The sequence below is a fragment of the Paraburkholderia sp. DHOC27 genome, from assembly GCF_003429005.1.
In the GTDB taxonomy this organism is placed as follows: Bacteria; Pseudomonadota; Gammaproteobacteria; order Burkholderiales; family Burkholderiaceae; genus Paraburkholderia.
In genome coordinates this window covers 74,058-96,196 of sequence record NZ_QVQV01000010.1, presented here as the reverse complement: position 1 = coordinate 96,196, position 22,139 = coordinate 74,058, and the positions used below count along the sequence as shown (strand labels likewise).

The following is a 22,139-nucleotide window of genomic DNA, read 5'->3' as shown; positions in this document are numbered from 1 at the left end:
TCGAACGCAGCTCGGGTACCATGGCGTTTTGCAGGCAGCGCCCACAGCAGTGACATCCCTTCAAAATGTAAAATGAATAGTCTGCCGGTCAAGTATCTTTCGTTTGCTGATTGCAGCTATCCGGCACAATCGGAGTTACTGTGAGCCATCCTTCGCGGCCAGAGAGCGATCCAGTTCCACGAGGCTTTACGATAGTAGGCATCGGCGCTTCAGCTGGCGGCCTCGAGGCGATTTCCGATCTGATGTCTGAAGTGCCCGCTGCGAGCGGCATGGCATTTCTCGTCGTACAGCATCTTGACGCGTCTCGCCACAGCCTGCTCCCTGACATCCTGGCCAAGCGTGTGGCGATGCCGGTATTGGAAGCCGCTGATGGTATGGCGATCGAGGTAGACCACCTTTACACGATCCCCGCGAACAAACGCATGTTCGTGATCGACCAGCAGATCCGCCTCGAGCCGCGCGATGAATCGCTCGGACCTCCAATGCCGATCGATGATCTGCTGACCTCGCTGGCCAAAGATCGAGGCTCTGACGCCGTCGGTATCATTCTCTCTGGAAGCGGCTCGGATGGAGCGCTCGGTCTTCAGTCGATGCAGGCTGAAGGAGGCATTACCTTCGCTCAGGACGCCTCGGCGCTCTTTAACAGCATGCCCCATGCGGCGATTGGTTTGGGCTGCGTGGATCGCATCCTCGCACCGCGTGAAATCGCAAAAGAAATAATATGGATAGGGCGACACCCTAATCTACGGTCGGTGCGTGGACTTAAAGGTGAAGCGGTCGAAAAGGCGGAATCAAATCTGCGGCCGATCTTCCGCCTGCTGCAGAACGCATGCAATATCGACTTTACCCGTTACAAACTTGGTACGATCCAGCGCCGACTATCCCGTCGAATGGCACTGCGGCAACTCGCCTCAATGACCGAGTATATTTCCGTGCTCGAAGCGGAGCCCGCGGAAACGCTCGCACTCGGGCGCGACCTGCTTATCCATGTCACGGAATTCTTTCGCGATCCAGAAACATTTGAAGCGCTGACCCAAAACGTCTTTCCCCGTCTTGTAAGCGAGGGCGACACGGGCGCGACGCTGCGAATCTGGGTACCAGGATGCGCAACCGGTGAGGAGGTGTATTCGATCGCTATTTGCCTGCTCGAATACCTGGGCGCTGATGCAAAGACCGCGTCCATTCAGATCTTCGGCACGGATATCAGTCCGGAAGCACTGGAGACGGCCAGAACTGGCCGGTACATTGAAAACATTGCGCGAAACGTGTCTCGCGAACGCCTGGAGCGCTTCTTTGTGCGCGACGGCGAATACTACAGCGTTGATAAGTCCGTACGAGATTTGTGCACCTTTGCGCGACACGACGTGGTGAGCGATCCGCCATTTTCCCGGATGAGTCTGGTCAGCTGCCGCAACCTGCTGATCTATCTAAGCCCGCCGGCTCAGCGCGGTGTGATGCCACTGTTTCACTATGCGCTGAAGCCCGAAGGCGTGCTGATGCTGGGCCCATCGGAGACGGTTGGCGCGTTCTCCGAACTCTTTGGCGTCATCGACAACAAGCGCACCAAGCTGTACAGCAAAAAGCCCCGCATCGGGCCGCCTGCAGAGATGCGTCTGTCTCCCACCCTGGTGCCAGCGGTCAGAGTCCGCGCGCGCAGCGTATCTGGCGAACAGCCAGGCCCCGATGACGCCACGTTACTTCGCGCCGAAGTGGATCGCGTGTCGATGGTTCGATATGTACCACCTTCGGTTCTATGTGACGATGATCTGAACGTCATCGAATATCGAGGTGACACTTCCGCCTATCTTGCCAATCCGAGCGGCCCTCCGAGCACAAACCTCGAACGACTCGCGAAGCCTGAAGTTTTTCCTGCCCTTAACGACGCGATCAGGCAAGCACGTCGGGAGGGCCTGGCTGTTCGCAAAGCCGAAATTGAGGTCGGGAGCGTCGGCGCGCCGACGACTGCCAGCCTTGAAGTGCATCCGGTGCAAGCTGCTGGCGTGGAAGGCCGCTGGTTTCTGATTTTCTTCGAAAATTCGCGACAACTTACGGATGCGCGGCTGAATCCCAAAGAAGAGACGGTAAAGGCCCTACTGTTGCAGGCAGTACGCCACCGCCTTGGACGCAAGGTCAGCGCACAGGAAACGGACCCCAAAGACGAGGAAATCGCTCGGCTGAATGCCGAGATCGGCGCGATGAGAACGCAGCTTCGCGCCATGCTGGAAGAACATGAAAGCGCGCGCGAAGAACTCAAGTCAAGCGAAGAAGAGCTGCTATCGAGTAACGAAGAATTCCAGAGCACCAATGAAGAACTTGAGGCGGCCAAGGAGGAGTTGCAGTCGTTGAACGAAGAGCTTTCGACCACCAACGACGAATTGCGTTACCGGAATCAGGAACTAAAGACGGCGCACGATGAAGTTGTCGGGGCACGTGACTATGCTGATGCAATCATCAACACAATGTCCGAGCCGCTGCTTGTGCTCGAGCCAGACCTGCGCGTTGCGCGGGCCAACCGTGCGTTCTACCAGACTTTTCAGACGACCTCCGCGAATACGATCGGCACGATGCTCTTTTCGCTGGGAAACCGGCAGTGGGACATTCCGAGCCTGCGCGAGTTGCTCGAACAGGCGCTCCCGCATGAAGCAGTCGTTAGAAATTTTCAGATTACGCATGTTTTCGAGGATATTGGAAAGCGCACCATGCGGCTTAATGCGGCCCGCGTTGCCGGGCCTGCAAACGAACTGATCGTGCTCACCATTGAAGACATTACGCAGCATCAGCTTCTCGTAGACCGGTTGGAATCCGCTGACCGTCAGAAGGACGATTTCCTGGCGATGCTAGGCCACGAACTGCGCAATCCGCTCACAGCGATCAGCAACAGCCTCGAGGTATGGGATCGGCAAAATGGAGACGCCTCGACTGAGCAGCGTGCGCGAGCCATAGCGAAACGGCAGCTGCAGCATGAGATTGGTCTGATTGATGATCTTCTCGACGTGTCGCGCATCACGCGCGGCATTATCAACCTCAGGACTGAACCGGTGAATCTGGTGGAGGTCGTCGAGCACGGCATTGCCGCCATTCGCCCAGAAAACGACGCCCGTCAACATGAGCTGTCGATTGCACTCCCCAAGGCGGCCCTGATGGTCGAAGGCGATGCATTACGGCTTGAGCAGATTGTTACGAACCTGCTCGGCAATGCGATCAAGTACACCCCGCCACTCGGGACGATTTCAATCTCACTGACGCGCGACGGCGATCAAGCGACGTTGACTGTGACGGATAACGGTATCGGCATGGCGCCAGACCTTATACCAACGGTTTTCACCATCTTTGTTCAGGCGGAGCGCTCCCTTGACAGAAAGTCCGCAGGCCTCGGCTTGGGGCTCGCGCTGGTTCATCGGCTTGTCGGGCTGCATCACGGTACGGTACGTGCGTTGAGCAGAGGGCTGGGGCATGGAAGCACGTTTATAGTTCAGCTTCCAGCGCTTCCGTTGACGAACGCGCAGGCGAGTCTTTCTGTTGATGTCGTGGTCGATCCGATCGCGGCATGCCCTGTTGCACCACGGCGCATTCTCATCGTGGACGACAACGCGGATGCCGCAGAGAGTAGCGCAATGTTGCTTCGCCTGGATAATCACGAAGTCGAGGTCGCTGTCGACGGACCGACCGCACTGGTCCGCGCGAGTGAGTTCCGTCCCGACGTCGTGCTTCTCGACATTGGATTGCCTGGCATGGACGGTTACGAGGTCGCCCGCCGGCTGCGAGCAGCTTCGGGTTTTGCGCACGTCATGCTGATCGCACACAGCGGGTACGCAGGAGACGAGCATTTGCAGCGCGTGAAGCAGGCGGGCTTCGACCATCATTTGATCAAGCCTGCGAACATCGCACGGCTGAATGAGTTGATCGCGTCTTCTAAGGATCAGTAGACACTCCCGGCTTCGAAGCAGCGAGCAAGTCTGAACGGTTTTCGACTCAGAGTTTGCAACCGTGAATGGCCGCTCAGGTGCAAATTTGGGCCGCTGATGAAACCGAGGCGGCTGACTGCTTTGGCCACAAAGCGGCCATATGCGCCGACCGCTTGTCAACGTCCGCTATGGGTCGGACAGAGCCCCTCGCCATCAGACTGCGCTCGGCCACGAACTGACATCGGTGAAGCGCAGCCGGACGGCTGAAGATCGCTCGATTGCAGACGTTGGCCTTTGATCAATCGTACCGATTCAGCTGCATTCCCAATCGACTTACGTTCACTGAGATCGAGCCCCTACAGTTCGGAGTCGCTCTTCACTTTCTCAGACTGATCCCACGTGTTTCTGGCGCGAAAAACGTGGCAATGAAGCTGATGCCTGCGAGCACCACGATATACGTCGCAATCGGCCAGAATGCGCCGTGCGCCCAGGACAGCAAGGCGGCTGCAATAAACGGCGCAATGCCGCCAGACGCGACCGCCGCGAATTCCTTGCTAACCGCGATACCGGTGTAGCGATACCGCGCGCTGAAAAGCTCGGGGAAATAGGCGCCCTGAATGCCATACATACCAAATACGCCGACGCCGATCGCAATAGCCATACTCAACACAATCAGTACCGGATCCTGGGTGCTGAACAACCAGAACGCGGGGAAGGCCCACAGGCAGGTAAACAGTGCAACGATCCTGTACATGAGGCGCCGTCCAAACCGATCGGAGAGCCAGCCCATCAGCGGAATGGTGATCACTGCGAGCGCAGCAGCGATCGTGATGCCAATCGTGCCGACCGATTTATCGACCAGTAATACCTTGGTCAGGTAGCTCAACGCGAACACCTGGTAAAGATACGACGAGCCGTTCTCACCAACGCGAAGGCAGAACGCGACCAGCAGTGTTCCGCGGGCCTCAGTCATCAGGTCTCGCACAGGACGCTTGCTCGCATGACCTGTCTTTTTTATTTCTTCGAAAACTGGGCTCTCCTTAACCCGCATCCGGATCACGATACCCACTACGACGACGGCAGCGCTGAACAGAAAGGGTATGCGCCATCCGTAGCTAAGAAACGCCTCTTTGGGCAAATGCTGCACCGCCGTGAAAATCGCATTAGCTAACAGGATGCCCACAATGCATCCGGCAAACGGAAGCGCCGCGTAGAACCCTCGCCGTGCGGGCGGAGCGAACTCTGACACGATCAGGGATGCACCCGCCTGCTCCGCACCGGCGCCGAACCCCTGCAGGAGTCTAAGCACGACAAGAAGCGCGGCTGCCCAGACACCTACCTCGTCATATGTGGGCAAAAGACCAATACAGAACGTCGACCCACCCATGAGTAGTACAGTCGCGACGAGCACGCTCTTGCGTCCATATTTGTCGCCGAGCCAACCGAAGAAGAGGCCCCCAAAGGGACGCGCAAGGAACCCGGCCGCATAGGCGCCGAAAATCGCCAGCAGGCCCGCAGCCTTGCTGAGTCCCGGGAAGAACAGATCCGAGAAGATCAATGCCGAGGCCGTACCGTAGATGCTGAAGTCGTACCACTCCATCGCGCTACCGGCGACACTGGCACCGATCACCCTGCGGAGGTCCTTGCCTGTGACCGCAAGATCACTGCCGCGTGACGCCGAGATACCGCTGGCTAACTGTCCCGTCATTTTTAACTCCGTACGCCTCAAGAAAGATCGCGCTTACGTTGCCTGCTGTTCGATACCAGCATTCAGGCGAAGAAATTCAGCCATCCTGCGGCGCGCCAGTTCGGGACGAATCAGAACGCCTGCCACGTCCGCTTTTCTGAACACTTCAGAGTAGTGCAGGGCGGAGCGGGCTGACTGCATGCCACCGGCCATCGAAAAATGGCTTTGATGACCGTTGAGCCATGCAAGAAAAACCACACCCGCCTTGTAATACTGCGTTGGCGCAACGAACAACTCTCGCGACAGATCCACAGTTGGGGCAATCAGGCGGTGGTAGCTTTGCTGATCGCCGGCTGCAAGCGCCACGAGTGCCCGGGATGCAACCGGGGCGATCGGGTCGAAGATGCCGAGCAACGCGTGTGATTCACCGGTGCTGTCGCCGGCGATCAGATCGCCGTAGTTGTAGTCGTCGCCGGTAAACATCAGTACGCCATCGGGAAGCTGGGAGCGCAACTGACGCTCGTGTTCCGCGTCGAGCAGCGAGATCTTGATACCCTCGATCTTGCCTTGGTGAAGTCTGATGATGTCGAGGACCGTTGACATCGCGGTGGCCACGTCGCTGCTGCCCCAGTAACCCGCGAGCGAGGCGTCGAAGGCTTCGCCGAGCCAGTGCAGTACGACCTTGTTGCGTGACCCGGAAATCACCGCGTCGTAAACATTCTTGTAGTCGTCAGCAGAGCGCGCTGCTGCGCAGAGCGCGCGGCTTGCCATCATGATGGGGCGGCCACCCGCAGACTCGATAACCTCAAACTGATCGTTATAGGCGTTGATGACGTCCGACAGGCTATGGCGGCGCCCGTTGTCCAGGTGGTCCGTACCCGCGCCGCACGCCAGATCGGCGCCAGGGATCGTGCGAGCATGCGCGATGCTGCGGCGAATCAGTTCCGCGGCGGTGGCCCATCCGACACCCATGCCGCGTTGCGCCGTATCCATCGCCTCAGCGACCTTGAAGCCGAGTCCATACAGATATTCCCGAAACGCCAGCGTCGTGTCCCAATCGACACGCGGCGTATCGCTCCACGGTTCATATGCCGAGCGCGGATCGACTACAACGTGCGCGGCCGCATAGGCAATGCGGTTAAACGACGGAACAGTTGCCGGCGGCACGGTATCTTCGAGATGCTGCATGCTGTAGGTTTGAATCGCCCCGTCAAGGGTCGGCAGATCGATCTTCATGATGACGTCCTGTTACTGTCGGGATTGGATGATCATGTCAGCCGCCTTTTCGGCGACCATGATCGTCGGTGCATTGGTGTTGCACGACGGCACGAAGGGCATGACGGACGCGTCCACCACGCGTAATCCTGCGAGTCCGATCAGACGCAGGTCGGGCGTCACGACGCTGTCTGGGTCGTTCGCTGGACCCATTCGGCACGTGCCCACCGGATGGTGATCAGTTTTCGCATTGGCGCAGGCGTAGTCGAAGAGCTCCTGGTCCGTATTTGCGCGAGAACCTGGAAGCACTTCGTTTTGCACATACCGCTTCATCGCCGGCGCGCTCATGATGTCTCGTGCGAGTCGCAAACCCTTGATCGCCATGTCGCGGTCATGAGGATCGGACCAGTAGTTCGGGTCAAGCAGCGGAGCGGCGGCAGGGTCGGCGCTCGACAGGCGAACCGTGCCTCGCGAGCGCGGCCGAAGGTAGGCGGTGTTCAATGTAACGCCCGCGTTATTCAGCTTCGCCATGCCAGCCTCGATGCCTGAGCCCAGCCCCAGGTGAAACTGGATATCGGGTGAGCGGTCGCGCGACGGCGCATCACGGTCCGCGTACCAGAAGCCGCCTGTTTCGAAGAGGCTGGAGGCGACGGGACCTTTCTTCAGTACCAGGTACTGCAACGCGGCCCACGCCGCGTTATGCAGCTTGTTGTATTTGTCGTAGGTGTGATCGCCAGTACACTCGGCGATGACGAAGAGGTCCAGATGATCCTGAAGATTTTCTCCCACCCCTTTGAGATCGTGCACGGTTTTGACACCGACCGATTCAAGATGCGCAGCCGGCCCGATGCCAGACTGTTGTAACAGCTTGGGTGAGCCGATTGCGCCTGACGATACGATGACCTCTCGAGTCGCACGGACCGTCTGCAGGTCGCGGCTATCGCCCATCACAAGCTCCACGCCCACGGCGCGATTCGCCTCGACAAGCACGCGCAACGTTCTAGCCTGCATCCATACGGTCAGATTCGAACGGGAGAGCACCGGTTTGATGAAACCTGTGGCCGTCGACGAGCGGCGCGCATCGAGTTGGGTGAGCTGGTAATAGCCGAGTCCTTCCTGACAGGCGCCGTTGAAGTCGGCGTTGAAGGGAATGCCCAGTTCCTGCCCAGCCTGAAAGAACGCCTCGCAGATGGGCAAAGGACTGATCGGATTCGATACACCAAGCGGGCCGCCATAGCCGTGATATTCGTTCGCGAAGCGCTGATTGTTTTCCGAGCGCTTAAAGTACGGAAGGATGTCACGATACGACCATCCCGTGGCGCCGGCCTTGCTTTCCCAGTCGTCGTAATCAGCAGGAACGCCTCGGGTATATAGCTGCGCGTTGATGGATGAACCGCCGCCGATCACCTTCGCCTGCGTAAAGCGCAGAATCCGATTGTTCAGATGCTTCTGCGGGACCGTGTACCAGCCCCACGAGCCGATACCTTTGGTCATCTTGGCGAACCCTGCGGGCATCGCAAAGAACGGGTGGCGATCCGAGCCGCCTGCTTCGAGCAATAGCACTTTCACGGAAGGATCAGCGCTCAGGCGATTGGCAAGCACGCAGCCCGCCGAGCCGCCGCCCACTATCACATAGTCGTATGTTGTCGTTTTCATGGTAATCGCCTTCAAAAGGCGGGAATGGACAGGCCGCCGTCCACATGCAGAACGCTTCCTGTGCAGAAGGGCAGCGATCCATCGGCGAGTGTGGCCACTGTTTTTCCTACTTCATCGCTTTCGCCCCAGCGGCCGGCTGGAACGAGGCCCTCTTCAAAACGCGCCTCATATTTCTGTGCGACACCTGCTGTCATCGGTGTCCGGATGATTCCAGGTCTTACTTCAAAGACGCCCACGTTCGCTCTGGCTAACCGGAGTGCAAACAGACGCGTCATCATGGGCAAAGCGGACTTCGACACGCAGTATTCCGCGCGCTCCGGCGACGCCATTTCTGCCGACACGGAGGAGACCGTGACGATGGAACGGCTGAAATCGGAGGGCCCGATAAGCATGTGACGGGCAACAGCCTGCGTCATGAAGAACGTGCCGCGCAGATTGATGCCGAGGACCGCATCGAATGCCGCGGACGAGACGTCAAGCAGATCGCCGCGGCTGGGCGAACCTACGCCAGCGTTGTTCACGAGACATTCGATGCTTCCTTTGAAGCGAGTGGCCTCGCTAACGACCGCTGCGTGCGAATCAATCTCGCTCAGGTTGCTCTGCACGAAGAGGACATCCTGACCCTCGTCGCGGATCAACGCGCACGTCTGTTCGACCTCTTCATCGCGGACGACATCGGTCAAAACAACGTCGAACCCACGCCGTGCGAGTGCGATGCAGATTGACCGACCGATGCCGCGTCGGCCGCCCGTGACCAGTGCGGTCGGGCACTTTCCGTCTGACTTGTTCATGGCTACACCATCAAGGAATGCTCTAGGCGTCGTCGCGCCGTCTGCGGGTCAGTGAATCCGCGCTTCTGTTTCAGCGTCGAACAACACCAGTTTCGAGAGGTCGACCAGCAGTTCGCAACGCTCGCCCGGTTGGTGCGGCATATCCGCGCCGAGCCGCGCCGACACTTCCATGCCGCCAAACTCCAGCACAGCGAGCGTGTCGGGCCCGGTCGGTTCCAGTACGTTGATCTTCACCGGCACAGTGCGCAGCGCCGATGTGGCGCGCTCGTTCTCGACTCCAATTGCCTCGGGCCGCAGGCCTGCGATTACGCTTTTGCCGATATACCGGTCCACTGAGGCAGATTGGGGTGGTAAAGCCAGATCGACCGCCGTGCCTCCGCTGCCCACCTGGAGATTGAGTGAACCGTTTTTCAGCTCGATGCGGGCGGGGATAAGGTTCATCGACGGCGAGCCCATGAAGGTAGCCACGAAAGTGTTGGCGGGTGTGTTGTAGACCTCCGCCGGCGTGCCGAGCTGCTGAAGGATGCCGCCCTTCATCACAGCGATCCGTGTGGCAAGCGTCATTGCCTCGATCTGGTCATGCGTGACGTAGACGATCGTGGCTCCTAGCCGCTGATGCAATTTCTTGATTTCGGTACGCATGTCGACACGCAGCTTCGCGTCGAGATTCGACAACGGCTCATCGAAGAGGAAGATCTTTGGATGCCGCACCAGTGCGCGGCCCATGGCGACCCGTTGCCGCTGACCACCGGAAAGCTGGGCGGGACGGCGGTCCAGAAGGTGTTCGATCTGAAGCAGGCGAGCCGCATCCTGCACGGCCTTTTCGCGGTCGACTTTCGACACCTTGCGCATCTCGAGACCAAAGCTGATGTTCTGAGCCACGGTCATGTTCGGATACAGCGCGTAGCTCTGGAACACCATCGCGATGTCGCGTTCGCTGGGATGGAGATCGTTGACCTTGTCGTCATCGATCCGGATCTCACCGCCACTCAGCGTGTCCAGTCCTGCGATCAGTGACAGAAGAGTCGACTTTCCGCATCCGGAAGGTCCAACGAGCACGAGGAAGTCGCCATCCTGGACGTCAATGTTGATCTCGCGGAGGATTTCAGTAGAGCCGTAGGCTTTACGGACATTCGATACGTATAGAGAAGCCATGATTTACCCCTTGACCGAACCGGCCATCAGACCGCGAACGAAGTAGCGACCGCCGATCACATAGACGAGCAACGTAGGCAGGGCGGCGATCATCGCCGTTGCCATCTGGACGTTGTATTCCCGCACACCGGTGGACGTGTTGACGATGTTGTTGAGCGCGACTGTGATCGGCGCCGTGCTGCCGGTCGTGAAGGACGCACCGAACAGGAAGTCGTTCCAGATATTCGTGAACTGCCAGATCACGGTGACGGTGATGATCGGCACGGAATTTGGCAGCAGGATGCGGAAGAAAATCCGGAAAAACCGCGCACCATCGATCATCGCTGCCTTGACGAGCTCATCAGGAAAGGCGATGTAGTAGTTGCGGAAGTAGAGCGTCGTGAAGCAAAGGCCATACACCACGTGGACGAACACGAGCCCTGGAATCGACTGGGCTAGTCCGACCTTGCCGAGGAATGTGGCCATCGGAATCAGCACGATCTGGAACGGAATGAAGCAGCCGAACAGCACGAGCGCGAACAGGATGTTGTCGCCTTTAAAGCGCCATTTGGTCAGCACATAGCCATTCAGTGCACCGACTAGCGTGGAAATTGCCACTGCGGAAATAACCATCCGGAACGAGTTCCAGAAAAAGCCTTTCACGCCCGAGCAATCCAGCCCCACGCACGCAGATCCCCATGCTTTCCCCCACGCTTCGATCGTCCATTGATGAGGTAGCGCGAGAATGTTGCCGGCATAAACCTCGGACAGCGGTTTGAACGAGGTCAGCAGCATCACGACCAGCGGCACGAGATACACCACCGCGACTATCACGAGCATCGTGTAGATCACGATACGCGAGACGAAGTTATGCTTGCCCACCACCATCTGCGGTGAGTCCCAGGATTTCGCAGCCATCATTGTCTCCTTCAGTCTCGATGAATCGCCTAGTGCCCACCCGCGCTACGGCGGGGGCGCATTTCGGAATAGAGATACGGCACCATGATGGCCGCGACGGTACACAGCATCATCACGGCGCTCGCGGCTCCCATGCCAAGCTCATTCCGGGTGAACGTGAACGAGTACATGAAAGTCGACGGCAGCTCGGTGGAGTAGCCCGGTCCTGCGCCCGTGAGCGCGATCACCAGTTCATAGCTCTTGACGGCCAGATGCACGAGGATGACGAGTGCGGAAATGAATACCGGACGTAGTTGCGGAATGATGATTCGGCGGTAGATCGCGGGCATCCGTGCACCGTCGATCGACGCGGCCTTGATCATTTCCTGGTCGATGCCGCGCAAGCCGGCGAGAAACATCGCCATGACAAAGCCCGAGGCCTGCCACACCGCGGCAATCACCACGGTGTAGATCGCCATATCGTCATTGATGATCCAGTCGAACTGGAAACTGGCCCAGCCCCAGTCATGGAACAGCTTGGTAAGTCCCAACCCCGGATTCAGAATCCATTTCCACGCCGTACCCGTGACAATGAACGACAGCGCCATCGGATAAAGAAAGATCGCGCGTAGACCGCCTTCGGCCCGGATACGCTGGTCGAGAAGGATTGCCAGCGCGAGACCGATCACGAGACAGAGCACCACGTAAAGCGATGCGTAAATGCCCAGGTTAGTCACCGCCACATGCCAGCGCGGGTGCGCCCATACGCGCGCATATTGCTGGAAGCCCGCCCAGTTGAAATTGGCAAATGCACGGGACCGGGTGAACGACAGGATGGTCGTCCATGCGATAAAGCCGTACACAAAGACAAACGTAATGATTAACGTTGGGCTCAGAACGAGCTTCGGAAGAATAGCTTCGAACTGGTTACGCAAAGATCGCTTTTTAGCACGCTGTTCGCCGGACTGGTTCAAAGGGTCGGCCGCGTCAACAGCATGGGCACGATGGTTTAGGAGCATGGCATCACCTGTACGTCAAGTACAACGAAGTACACGGGCAGATACAGCTACCGCCCGTGAAGCTGACTAGTCGACTACTTTGAATTCTCCACAGCCGTCACCAGTTGCTTGACCGCATCGGCGGACGACTGATTCGAGTTGAAGAAGTGAGTCACGACGTCGTATACGGCGGTCTTTGATGCTTCCGGCATGGCTTGGCCGTGAGCGAAGCTACCTACCATCGTTCCGCTCTTCAGAGCGGCGCGCATGTCGCTCATCGATTTCACACCGCATTCGTCAAAGCCATCTGAAGGAACGTCGAGGCGGGCGGGAATCGAACCCTTTACCTGATTGAATTTGGCCTGTACGTTTTTGTCCATCACGGCTTGGGCGAACGCGTATTCGCCTGCCTGACGGTCGTCGCCTGCCTTGAAGGTGGCGAACTGGTCAGTCACGAAGATGAAGTCGCCTTGGGTGCCGGGATACCGCATGCACAGGTAGTCGACGCCGGGTTTCTTGCCGGCATTGGCAAACTCGCCCTTGGCCCAGTCACCCATGATCTGCATCGCGGCCTTGCCGTTGATCACCATCGAGGTGGCCAGGTTCCAGTCGCGGCCGGAGAAGTTCGGATCAACCATGCCGCGCAAGGCGCGCATCTGGTCGAAGGCCTTTTCCATCGTCTTCGAGCCGAGGGCCTTGGGGTCGAGATTGACCATGGCATCCGTGTAGAACTTCGGGCCGCCGGCCGACATCACCGCGCTGTCGAAGATCGTCGCTTCCTGCCACGGTTGACCGCCGTGCGCGAGCGGAATGTAACCAGCCTTGCGGATCTTGTCCGCGTCGGCCACCAGTTCGTCGAACGTCTGGGGCGGGGTCAGCTTGAGTTCATCGAAGATTTTCTTGTTCGCCCAGATCCAGTTGGTGCTGTGTACGTCGATGGGTACCGCATACCAGTGACCGTCATCCTTCGAGAAACGTTGAATCGGCGCGGGAATGAGCGTGGCCCATCCGCCTTTAGCGGCCACGTTGTCAAGATTCAGCAGGAGCCCTTGCTGCGCATAGTCCTGCACGCTGAAGCCAAGCATCTGCATGGCATCGGGCGGATTGTTAGACGCGACGCGTGCCCGCAGCACGGTACGTGCAGCTTCACCGCCGCCACCGGCGATCGGGCTGTCCTTCCAGGCGTAGCCTTCCTGCTTGAGTTGATCCTTGAGCACGCTCAGGGCCTTGGCTTCGCCGCCTGAGGTCCACCAGTGCATGACTTCGACCTGCTTGGTATCTGCAGCGACAGCGGAAAGCGCCTGGCAGGCAAGCAGCGCGGCTGCGATCACAACAATGCGTTTCTTGAACATTTTCGTCTCCATGATGAGGCTCCCTTTGATGGGCTTTCTTCTCGGTGGCATCGCGATGAATCGCTACAGCCGGCTAATTTGCTGAAAGTAAGTGAGACATTGATCAGGTCGTGGGCTTCGGCAACCACCAGTTCTTCCGCTCTCCGATGTGAAGCTGGATGGTTTTGGTCTCGGTGTAGTCTTCGACGGCCTGCTTACCCAACTCTCGTCCCACGCCGCTCGACTTGAAGCCGCCGAATGGCAACTCCGGATACCCATCCAGGAAAGTGTTGACCCAGATAGTTCCGGCATCGACACCGCGTGCGACGGTGAGACAGGTATTGATGTCGCTGCTCCAGACAGCAGCGGACAGTCCGTAGGCGGTGTCGTTGGCGATATCGACGGCCTGCTGCGCGTCGGAAAAGGGGAGGATTACGAGGACCGGACCGAAGATTTCGTCGCGGGCGATGCCCATGTCGGGTGTCACATCGCTGAGGATGGTTGGCTCCAGATACAGCCCTTTCGCGTCGTATCGTCTACCGCCCAGGCGCAACCGTGCTCCTGCTGCCACGCCCTTGCCGATGTTGCCGAGGATTTCACCGAGCTGGTTCTCGCTGACAATCGCCCCGACCTTGCAATCCGGGTGCAGCGGATCCCCGACCGCCACCTGTCGTGCACGCTCAACAACAGCTTGCGCGAAACGCTCTGCGATCGACTCATGCACGAGCACGCGGCTGCCGCTGTTACAGCATTCACCCGCATTGAAGTACACGCCAAACACAACCGCGTCGACCATCGCGTCCCAGTCGCAATCGGGGAATACGATTTGCGGGTTCTTGCCGCCCAGTTCCAGTGCGACTTTCTTGAGATTCTTTGTGGCGAGGCCGCCGAGCAAACTGCCGACTCGTGTGGAACCGGTGAACGACAGCATGTCGATGTTGGGATGCTCGGCGAGCGGTTGGCCGACGGTTGGGCCTTTACCGGTCACCACGTTGACAACACCCGCCGGCACGCCCGCTTCCTCAAGCACTTCCATCAGCATCACGGTGGTGCTGGATGTCAGTTCGCTGGGTTTGACGATGCATGTGCAACCCGCGGCAAGTGCAAAGGGCAGCTTTTGCGAAAGAATCCACAGCGGAAAGTTCCACGGCGTGATCAGGCCGACGACGCCGATCGGCTGACGCAGCACGATACCGAGCATGTCTTCGCCCAGCGAATCGTAGGCGTCGCCGCTGATGGTGCGGGCGAGACTGGCGGCGTATTGCCAAAGGTCCACACACCCCGAGACTTCACCGCGTGCCTGGGTCAGCGGCTTGCCTGTTTCGAGCGACTCGAGCAGCGACATCTTCTCAACGCGCGCCTTTATGCCTTCGGCGACCGCGAGCAGAATCCGGGCTCGGTCAACGCCCTTGAGTTTGGACCAGGGGCCGTGCCGGAAAGCGGTGTCGGCGGCTTTGATCGCGGCTTCAACGTCCTGAGGAGTCGCTTCGGGAAACGAGCTGACGACATGTCCATGCGCGGGGCTGCGTCGTTCGAAGCGAGTGCCATCTGACGATTCGCTCCACTCGCCATTGATGTACATCCTGCCTTGATAGGCGTCCTGTGCGGGCGCGTTGACACCGGTCAGCAGGGCAGGGGCAGCGGGGATTGCGGATTGGTTTGTCATGTCATTGACCCTCGTAATGCGCCTTGCGGCGTTCGCGGAAGCTGGCCATGCCTTCCTGGGCATCGCTCGTCGTGGCTGACAACGCGCCAGCCATTGCTTCCAGCGCGGCGGCGGCACCGTGTCCAGAGGCCGCGTTAATCAGTTGCTTGGTGAGTTGAACGGAGACCGGTGCGAGAGACGCGATCTTTTCGGCGACGGCCAGAGCTGCGTTCAGTGACTGTTTTGATTCGGCGATTTCGTCAACCAGGCCAATCTGGTGGGCCCGTTGCGCATCGATTCGCCGCGCGGTCAGCGCGAGTGACTTGACGTGGCTTGGGCCGATCAGCGAGACCAGACGCTGCGTGCCGGACCAGCCCGGACAGGTCGCGATGCTCGCTTCAGGCAGCGCGAAGGTTGCAGCAGGATCAGCGACACGCACGTCGGCGACCGCGGCAAGTTCCAGACCACCACCAAATGCAGGGCCGTTGATGGCGGCCACCACCGGCAAGCGCAGCGCAGCCCAACGGTCGAAGATGCGATGCCCACGATTGACCCAGACGCGCCACATATCGAGCGGGGCGAGCGCTGACCATTCGTTGATGTCGGCGCCGACGCAGAATGCCCGCTCTCCGGCTCCGGTGAGGACTACCGCGCGCAACGTGATGTCGGCCTCGAGCGTTCCCGCGACGGCTTCCAGTTGTTCGAGCATGCCTGGCGTGAGGCTATTCAGCTTCTCGGGACGGCTGAGCGTGACGACGGCAACCGCTCCTGTTTTTTCGATCTGGATGAGGGGCTGGTCAGCCATGACGCGCCTCCTTGAGTTGCAGGCCAAAGGGCGTGTCCGTGAAAATCGAGGCGTCCATGGTCTTGAGCGTCGGCGAGACGGTCAGTTCGACCTCGGATTGATCCAGCACGTCCTTTTGCAGATCGATACCGGGAGCGATTTCGGTGACTTCAAGTCCGTTGGCACCAAGACGGACCACGCAGCGCTCAGTGATGTAAAGCACCTCCTGATTACGCTGTCTGCCCATACGGCCGCTGAACGTCACGTGGTCGACGTCCGCGATGAATTTCTTCTTGCCTTCCTTCAGGATCGTGAGCCGGCCGTTACCCACTTCAAGCTTCGCACCGGCGGTAAAGTAGCCGCTGAACACGAGGCGCTTCGCATGCGTGGTGATATCGACAAAGCCGCCGCATCCTGCGGTCAGATAAGGCTTGCTCGGCAGTTTCGAAACGTTGACGTTGCCGAACCGGTCGATCTGCAGGAACGAGAGCAGCGAAACGTCGAAGCCGCCACCCTGGAAATAGACGAATTGCGACGGCGACGGCATGATCGCGTCGGCGTTACCGGAACAGCCAAATGCGAAGCCGAGGAGGGGAACGCCACCCACCGCGCCTTGTTCAATGACCCATGTGACGTCGTCGCGGTAGCCTTCCTCGAGGAGAATGCGCGGGACATTCGCCGAGATACCGAAGCCCAGATTCACCGCGTCGTTCTGCGCAAGCTCCATCGCTGCACGCCGTGCAATGATCTTGTCTGCGTTCCATTCAGCGAACGCAAAGGCGCTATCCGGCAACTTCACTTCACCGCTGATCTCCGGATCGTAGTCGATCTGGGTGGTCTGCTTCTGCTCAGGATCGACCACCACGTAGTCGACCAGATTGCAGGGAATGTGCACGGACTGAGTACGCAGCGAGCCAGCCTTGACGACGCGCTTGACCTGCGCGATCACGATGCCGCCGTTGTTGCGGGCAGCGAGCGCCTGGTCACGTCCGCCGAGCAGTGCGCCTTCGTGTTCGAACGACAGGTTGCCGCGCTCGTCGGCGGTGGTGGCACGCACGATGGCGACGCGCGGCACGAAGTTTTTATAGTGCAGCCAGTCGTCACCGCCGAACGACACTTTCTCGACAATCGGGTGCTCAGCGCTGCGTGCGTTCATCGCGCCGCCCTGGCGGGAGGGATCGACGAACGTATCCAGGCCGACCTTCGTCAATACACCTGGACGCTTCGCAGCTGCTTCGCGATGCATATCGAACATCACGCCGCTCGGCAGGTTATAAGCGCGGATGTCGTTGTCCACGATCATGTGCCAGATATCAGGCATGGGCAGACTCGACGGACCGCTAGGAAACGACCCGGCGATGACGGTTTCGATCAGCCCCTTCTTCGCGATGTGATCGATGCCCTTGATGCCATACATATCGCCGGCGGCGATGGGATGAAGCACTGTCAGGTTGCGCGGATGATTCTCCGTGTCGAAACGCGCGCCGATTGCGGCCAGCATCGCATCGGGGCATCCCAGGCCGCTTGATGAACTCACGGTCACCACGTCGCCGTCATTGATCAGACCGGCGGCTGTCTCGAGTGACACTACCTTGCTAGAAATCACGGTGATCTCCTCAAACACTCTTTTGTTGCGCGTATTGCGATGGCACAGCGACGTGCTCACCGGTCTGGGCGGACTGCACCAGCGCCAGGGCCGCCGTGAGGGAGCGATAGCCGTCGATGCCCGTTGCAGCAGGCACTTGTCCGTCCGTGATTGCGCGATGGAATTGGGCGACTGCCGTGACGTAGAGATCGCGGTGCGCGACATCGATCTGCCTGACACCGTCGGCTGAGCGCAACTCGATTTGCCCCACCGCGTGCTGGGTCATGACGTCCCGCGCAAACAGAGAACCTGCCGTACCGTGAACTTCGAGACCGGTAGGTGCGTAGGGGACAGTGAAGGCATCATGAATCTGGGCCAGTACGCCGCGCTTGAAGCGGATGATCCCCATCACGCCGTCGACGAGTCCCGCCGCTCCTAGCGTTCCAGAAGACGTCATCGCGCTCACTTCGAACGGTTCGTCATCGAGAAGGAATCGCAGCGTATCGACGTCGTGGACGGAGATGTCGAGGATCACGCCGCCGCCGGCATCCGCCCGTTCGATCCGCCATCCACGCAAATGAGGCGGAAGGGACACAGCGTGGAAGACGCGCACATAGAGGGGAGTTCCAACTGCGCCTTCGCGGATCAGGTCGCGCATCTTCCGGTGCGATGCGGCGCAACGCAGGTGGTGGTTAGTGGCGAGCGTCACCTTGTTGGCCGCGCAAGCTTCGATCATTTGCGCGGCCTCTTCCTGTGAAAGGGAGAGAGGCTTTTCGCACAGGACATGCTTGCGGGCGTTCGCTGCGGCCAGAACCTGGGGAAGGTGTTTTTCGTTGGTGCTGCTGATGTAGACCGCATCAATGGCGGGGTCGGCGAGGACGGCGGCCAGATCCGTCGAGGACGACGGAATCCCATGTTTCCGTGCGAATTCACGGGCGCGGATTTCGTTGCCGCTCACGATCGTTTTGATCGAACCGTCAGGTTGCGAGCAGATCGCGTTGACCATCCACTCGTCGGCGATGGTGCTGGCGCCAATCAGCGCCCAGCGAATTTGTGTCATGTCTCTCTCCATTGGAACGTTCCAATTACAGTTCGTTGGATCGTTCCAACAAACTGTAGTAGACTCAAATCGCGATGTCAAACACTTTTTGGAACGTTCCAATTGTGCATAGCAACATAAAATCTGGTCCGACGATTCAGGACATTGCCGCGAGTGCCGGCGTTTCCAAATCAACTGTTTCGTTGGTCTTGCAGGAAAGTCCGCGCATCAAGGCCGAGACTGCCGAGAAGGTACGCGTGGCCGCTCGGGCGCTGGGCTACGTCTACAACCGGGGAGCCGCGGCGCTCAGGGGGCGACGCAGCACCACCATTGGCATGGTGATCAATGACCTGACTAACCCGTTCTTCGTGGAGTTGCTGGTTGCGATCGAGCGCGTGCTTGCACAGGCGGGTTACACAACGCTGATGGCGCATACCGCTGAAAGCCTGGAAACACAGACGCGCGTGCTTCGATCGATGCGGGAGCAAAACGTAGCGGGCCTGATTATGTCGCCTGCATTAGGTACGCCGGACTCCTTGCCGGGAGAGATCCAGGCGTGGGGCATACCGCTGGTGCTTGTCATGCGCCCTATGGGTCCTGATGTCGACACAGTTGGCGTTGACAATAATTACGGATTTTCCTTGGCGACTGAGCATCTCATCGAGCAGGGCCACACGCGCATTGCATTCGTGGGAAATCGCACAGGGTACACAGTGGCAAACGAGCGAAGGGCGGGATACGTTGCTGCAATGGCGAAACACGCTTTGCCGGTAAGCGATGACTGGCTGGTCGACGCCGAGTTGACACCGAATGGTGGCCGCAACGCCCTCCGGGCCATTTGGGAAATGAAACCTCGTCCGACCGCAGTGGTCTGCTACAACGATCAGGTGGCTGTGGGTGTTCTGCATGAACTCGACCGGATGGGCAAGCGCGCGGGTAAAGCGTTGGCAGTAGTCGGCTGTGACAATGTCGTCGCGGCGGAACATACCAACCCGCCGCTCACGACTCTGTCTGCGGGTGCCGACAGGCTCGGGACCATTGCAAGCGAAACATTGTTGGCTCGACTAGACGAAACCCCCGAGAACGAAGAGCCAACCGTTCAATATTTTGCGGTGCCTGATCTTGTTGTGCGAGAGTCAAGCGTTGGCGCAGCCCGCCATGATCATGCGAAAGCGGGCATTAAAGCTGGAGAGAAAACGGAGTCTATCGTCAAAGGTCGGTGAGACCGATGATCAGGCGCGTTTGAACTTCGGTTGCTGTCCGGTCGATATGATGACGCATCTGTCGTATCGGGATTTGAAGGAGTGTCAACATCGGGTACCTTTGCCTAGCTATTTTTTTCTTGTAACTCCCGCGGCAAAGGGGGGGGCTATTGAAATATCGGCACGCGAATGACCGCTCTGCCACTGATGCGGTCGGACATCCGAGGGTCCGCTGCAGTTAGATAAGAGCCGCTCCGTCCACCGATCTGGTTGGTCGCATCTCCAACCGAAGCGATCGATCGCGAAAAATATGAGTCGATGAGAGTTGGCTCGCGTATCTCATGTAGCTTTGAACGTAACCGATCGCCACGAAGGCTTCCGGAGAAAGATGGGTGTGGTCACGCAGCGCTCTTCGGCAACTGCTGCCTGCGTGATCCCACCATTGCGAAAGATGAATCAGTCGTCGAACTTCACGGCCCGCGTGAGCTTTGCAATATCGGCCAGAACCTTTTGTCCGGCGTTGCGTTCGCGCTGCCAGATGTTCCGACCAACGATCACTCCACGGGCACCAGCTCGAATGGTCTGCGCGACCGCATCGACGGTGTCAGAAGGCTCTCCCGCCAGCGGGCCACCGGCAATGACAAGCGGAACCTTGAGTTCTTCAACTAGGCGCTTCGTGCGCTCCTCGCCGGGAAACGCGATCTTGATAATATGCGCGCCGAGATCGTAGGCGATGCGCGCGATCTTTTCTTCCTCCGCGATCACTTCTTCGGTCCGCGGCGCGCCGATCAGTACCGGCTCAAGAACCAGCGGAATTTCCCACTCGTTGCATGCGTTAACAACCTGACCTACGCGGGTACACATTGCTACGCGCTCCGCGTTCGACATGTTCCATGGGAACAGCATCTTGACCGCATCGACGCCCATCCGGACCGCGTCCTCGACGGTCGTGATCAACCCGTGCGAGCCGAGCCCATCCTGTTGCCGGTAGTCGTAGTACGTATCGATGGTCAGCACGCGGGTCAAATGCGGGTGGGCCGCAAAGAAACCTGCTGACTGCCTGACCTGGCCGGGCGTCATCATGAAGCCAGTCACGTCGCCTTCGCCCCACGAGGAAAATGGTGCGGACGGGGTTTCCAGACCTTCGATCCGGTCAAAAATAAGGCCGTGGTCAACGGGCATGATGATGGCGACTCGATCGCTGGGGAGCGTGCGGCGCAGGCGATATTCCATGGACATGACAATTTCCTTACAAGTTTGTGGGTCGATAGCGTTCATCGCGGCAACCCGTCGATAAATTTGCCTGACTTATACGCACTGTACGTACAAGACGTACAAGAGCATACACAATTCTCCAGTTTTGCACCAAGATAGGGTAACTACCTCCCTTCCAACTGTACAAAGACGTGCTTATACTTGGTACGTCTTGTACGTACAACACCTACAGCAATGAACCAAGCCTTCCGCCCTGAGTCGGGAATTGACCGGTCATCCCCGACTCCGTACTACCTGCAACTGTCCCAACTGATAGAGCAGGCGATTGACCGTGGTGACTACGGTCCCGGTGACCGGCTGCCGACGGAAAGTGATCTTTGCCGCGATTACGATCTCGCGCGGTCTACCGTCCGCGAGACGCTTCGTCATTTGGCCGATCAGGGACGAATCAAGGTAGTGCCTCGCCGGGGCGCATTTGTCTCCGAGCAAACGGGGTCTGGGTGGTTACTGCAAGTCGCACAGGGCTTCTTCGAAGCGGAAGTGGATCATCACCACCGCGCTGTTGAAACCCAGGTGATTGAAGCCACCAGATGCCAGTTGCCCGGAGCAGCAGCAGTTGCCCTCGGACTAGATAGTGGCGCGAACGGGTTCAGGCTGTCCCGGGTCCGTCGACTCGACGGAAATCTTGCGCTTTACTCCGTCAACTACATGCTTCCCGAGATCGAAGATGCCGTGCGATCCAGCGAGGTAATGAGCGGAGGTGGCTCACTGAACAGAACGTTGCAATCCGCCGGATTCGAAGTTTTCCGTGCGCGGAGAAGCGTCGAGGCAGTCGCTGCCACTGAGGAGCTTTCGAGGCTGCTCGCTGTACCTGCGGGCTCGCCCCTTCTGCTTATCACGTCTGTCTCATGGGGACGCGATAACAAGCCTTTTGATTTTTACACGTCATGGTTGCGCAGTGACGTGGTGAAAGTAACGGTAGAAGCGCAGACGGCCGTAAGTAACGACTGAAATTGATTCCTGTTATACGTTGATTCATTCAACGTATCCACAAA

General features: G+C 58.8%; 16 protein-coding genes. 3 read left to right on the top strand and 13 right to left on the bottom strand.

Going from position 1 to position 22,139, the window contains the following annotated elements; genetic code table 11:
• Positions 1-140: 140 nt before the first annotated feature.
• A complete protein-coding gene (locus D0B32_RS27870) occupies positions 141-3,926 on the top strand; it encodes a CheR family methyltransferase (protein WP_181969931.1) in 3,786 nt (1,261 codons plus the stop codon).
• 355 nt (positions 3,927-4,281) lie between these two features.
• On the opposite strand, the gene D0B32_RS27865 is transcribed toward D0B32_RS27870, so the two are convergent.
• The 12 genes from D0B32_RS27865 to D0B32_RS27810 all read right to left on the bottom strand — a co-directional run bounded on the left by D0B32_RS27865 (position 4,282) and on the right by D0B32_RS27810 (position 18,688).
• Positions 4,282-5,613, bottom strand: coding sequence for an MFS transporter (locus D0B32_RS27865; protein WP_117337555.1), 1,332 nt, complete (start codon positions 5,611-5,613; stop codon positions 4,282-4,284).
• 33 nt (positions 5,614-5,646) lie between these two features.
• The gene (locus D0B32_RS27860; RefSeq protein ID WP_117337554.1) at positions 5,647-6,828 is read right to left on the bottom strand and encodes a dihydrodipicolinate synthase family protein; all 1,182 of its coding nucleotides are present in this window, start codon (positions 6,826-6,828) and stop codon (positions 5,647-5,649) included.
• A 12-nt stretch (positions 6,829-6,840) separates the two neighbouring features.
• Positions 6,841-8,463, bottom strand: a complete 1,623-nt coding sequence (locus tag D0B32_RS27855) for a GMC family oxidoreductase (RefSeq protein WP_117337553.1) — start codon at positions 8,461-8,463, stop codon at positions 6,841-6,843.
• An 11-nt stretch (positions 8,464-8,474) separates the two neighbouring features.
• On the bottom strand, positions 8,475-9,254 hold the full coding sequence (locus D0B32_RS27850; protein ID WP_117337552.1) for a 3-ketoacyl-ACP reductase: 780 nt from the start codon (positions 9,252-9,254) through the stop codon (positions 8,475-8,477).
• A 48-nt stretch (positions 9,255-9,302) separates the two neighbouring features.
• Complete coding sequence (locus tag D0B32_RS27845) at positions 9,303-10,409, bottom strand: ABC transporter ATP-binding protein (protein WP_117337551.1); 1,107 nt, start codon at positions 10,407-10,409, stop codon at positions 9,303-9,305.
• Between the two features lie 3 nt (positions 10,410-10,412).
• Complete coding sequence (locus tag D0B32_RS27840) at positions 10,413-11,276, bottom strand: carbohydrate ABC transporter permease (protein ID WP_181969940.1); 864 nt, start codon at positions 11,274-11,276, stop codon at positions 10,413-10,415.
• Positions 11,277-11,335: 59 nt separating this feature from the next.
• On the bottom strand, positions 11,336-12,304 hold the full coding sequence (locus D0B32_RS27835) for a carbohydrate ABC transporter permease (protein ID WP_117337549.1): 969 nt from the start codon (positions 12,302-12,304) through the stop codon (positions 11,336-11,338).
• Positions 12,305-12,378: 74 nt separating this feature from the next.
• Positions 12,379-13,635: an ABC transporter substrate-binding protein gene (locus D0B32_RS27830; RefSeq protein WP_117337548.1), complete on the bottom strand. Its 1,257-nt coding sequence runs from the start codon at positions 13,633-13,635 to the stop codon at positions 12,379-12,381.
• A 103-nt stretch (positions 13,636-13,738) separates the two neighbouring features.
• Positions 13,739-15,280 carry an aldehyde dehydrogenase family protein gene (locus D0B32_RS27825; protein WP_117337547.1) on the bottom strand — a complete coding sequence of 514 codons (1,542 nt, stop codon included), beginning with the start codon at positions 15,278-15,280 and terminating at the stop codon, positions 13,739-13,741.
• A gap of 1 nt (position 15,281) precedes the next feature.
• On the bottom strand, positions 15,282-16,064 hold the full coding sequence (locus D0B32_RS27820; RefSeq protein WP_117337546.1) for an enoyl-CoA hydratase/isomerase family protein: 783 nt from the start codon (positions 16,062-16,064) through the stop codon (positions 15,282-15,284).
• A complete protein-coding gene (locus D0B32_RS27815) occupies positions 16,057-17,649 on the bottom strand; it encodes an acyl CoA:acetate/3-ketoacid CoA transferase (RefSeq protein ID WP_117337669.1) in 1,593 nt (530 codons plus the stop codon). The genes D0B32_RS27820 and D0B32_RS27815 overlap by 8 nt, the downstream gene beginning before the upstream one ends.
• Positions 17,650-17,659: 10 nt before the next feature.
• Complete coding sequence (locus tag D0B32_RS27810; protein ID WP_117337545.1) at positions 17,660-18,688, bottom strand: Gfo/Idh/MocA family protein; 1,029 nt, start codon at positions 18,686-18,688, stop codon at positions 17,660-17,662.
• A gap of 74 nt (positions 18,689-18,762) precedes the next feature.
• Here D0B32_RS27810 and D0B32_RS27805 point away from each other — a divergent pair, with 74 nt between their 5' ends.
• Positions 18,763-19,890, top strand: coding sequence for a LacI family DNA-binding transcriptional regulator (locus D0B32_RS27805; RefSeq protein ID WP_117337544.1), 1,128 nt, complete (start codon positions 18,763-18,765; stop codon positions 19,888-19,890).
• 435 nt (positions 19,891-20,325) lie between these two features.
• Here the strand turns inward: D0B32_RS27805 and D0B32_RS27800 are convergent, their stop codons facing one another.
• On the bottom strand, positions 20,326-21,108 hold the full coding sequence (locus D0B32_RS27800) for a class I fructose-bisphosphate aldolase (RefSeq protein ID WP_117337543.1): 783 nt from the start codon (positions 21,106-21,108) through the stop codon (positions 20,326-20,328).
• A gap of 210 nt (positions 21,109-21,318) precedes the next feature.
• Between D0B32_RS27800 and D0B32_RS27795 the strand changes: the two genes are divergently transcribed.
• Positions 21,319-22,095, top strand: coding sequence for a GntR family transcriptional regulator (locus D0B32_RS27795; RefSeq protein WP_117337542.1), 777 nt, complete (start codon positions 21,319-21,321; stop codon positions 22,093-22,095).
• Positions 22,096-22,139: the final 44 nt, after the last annotated feature.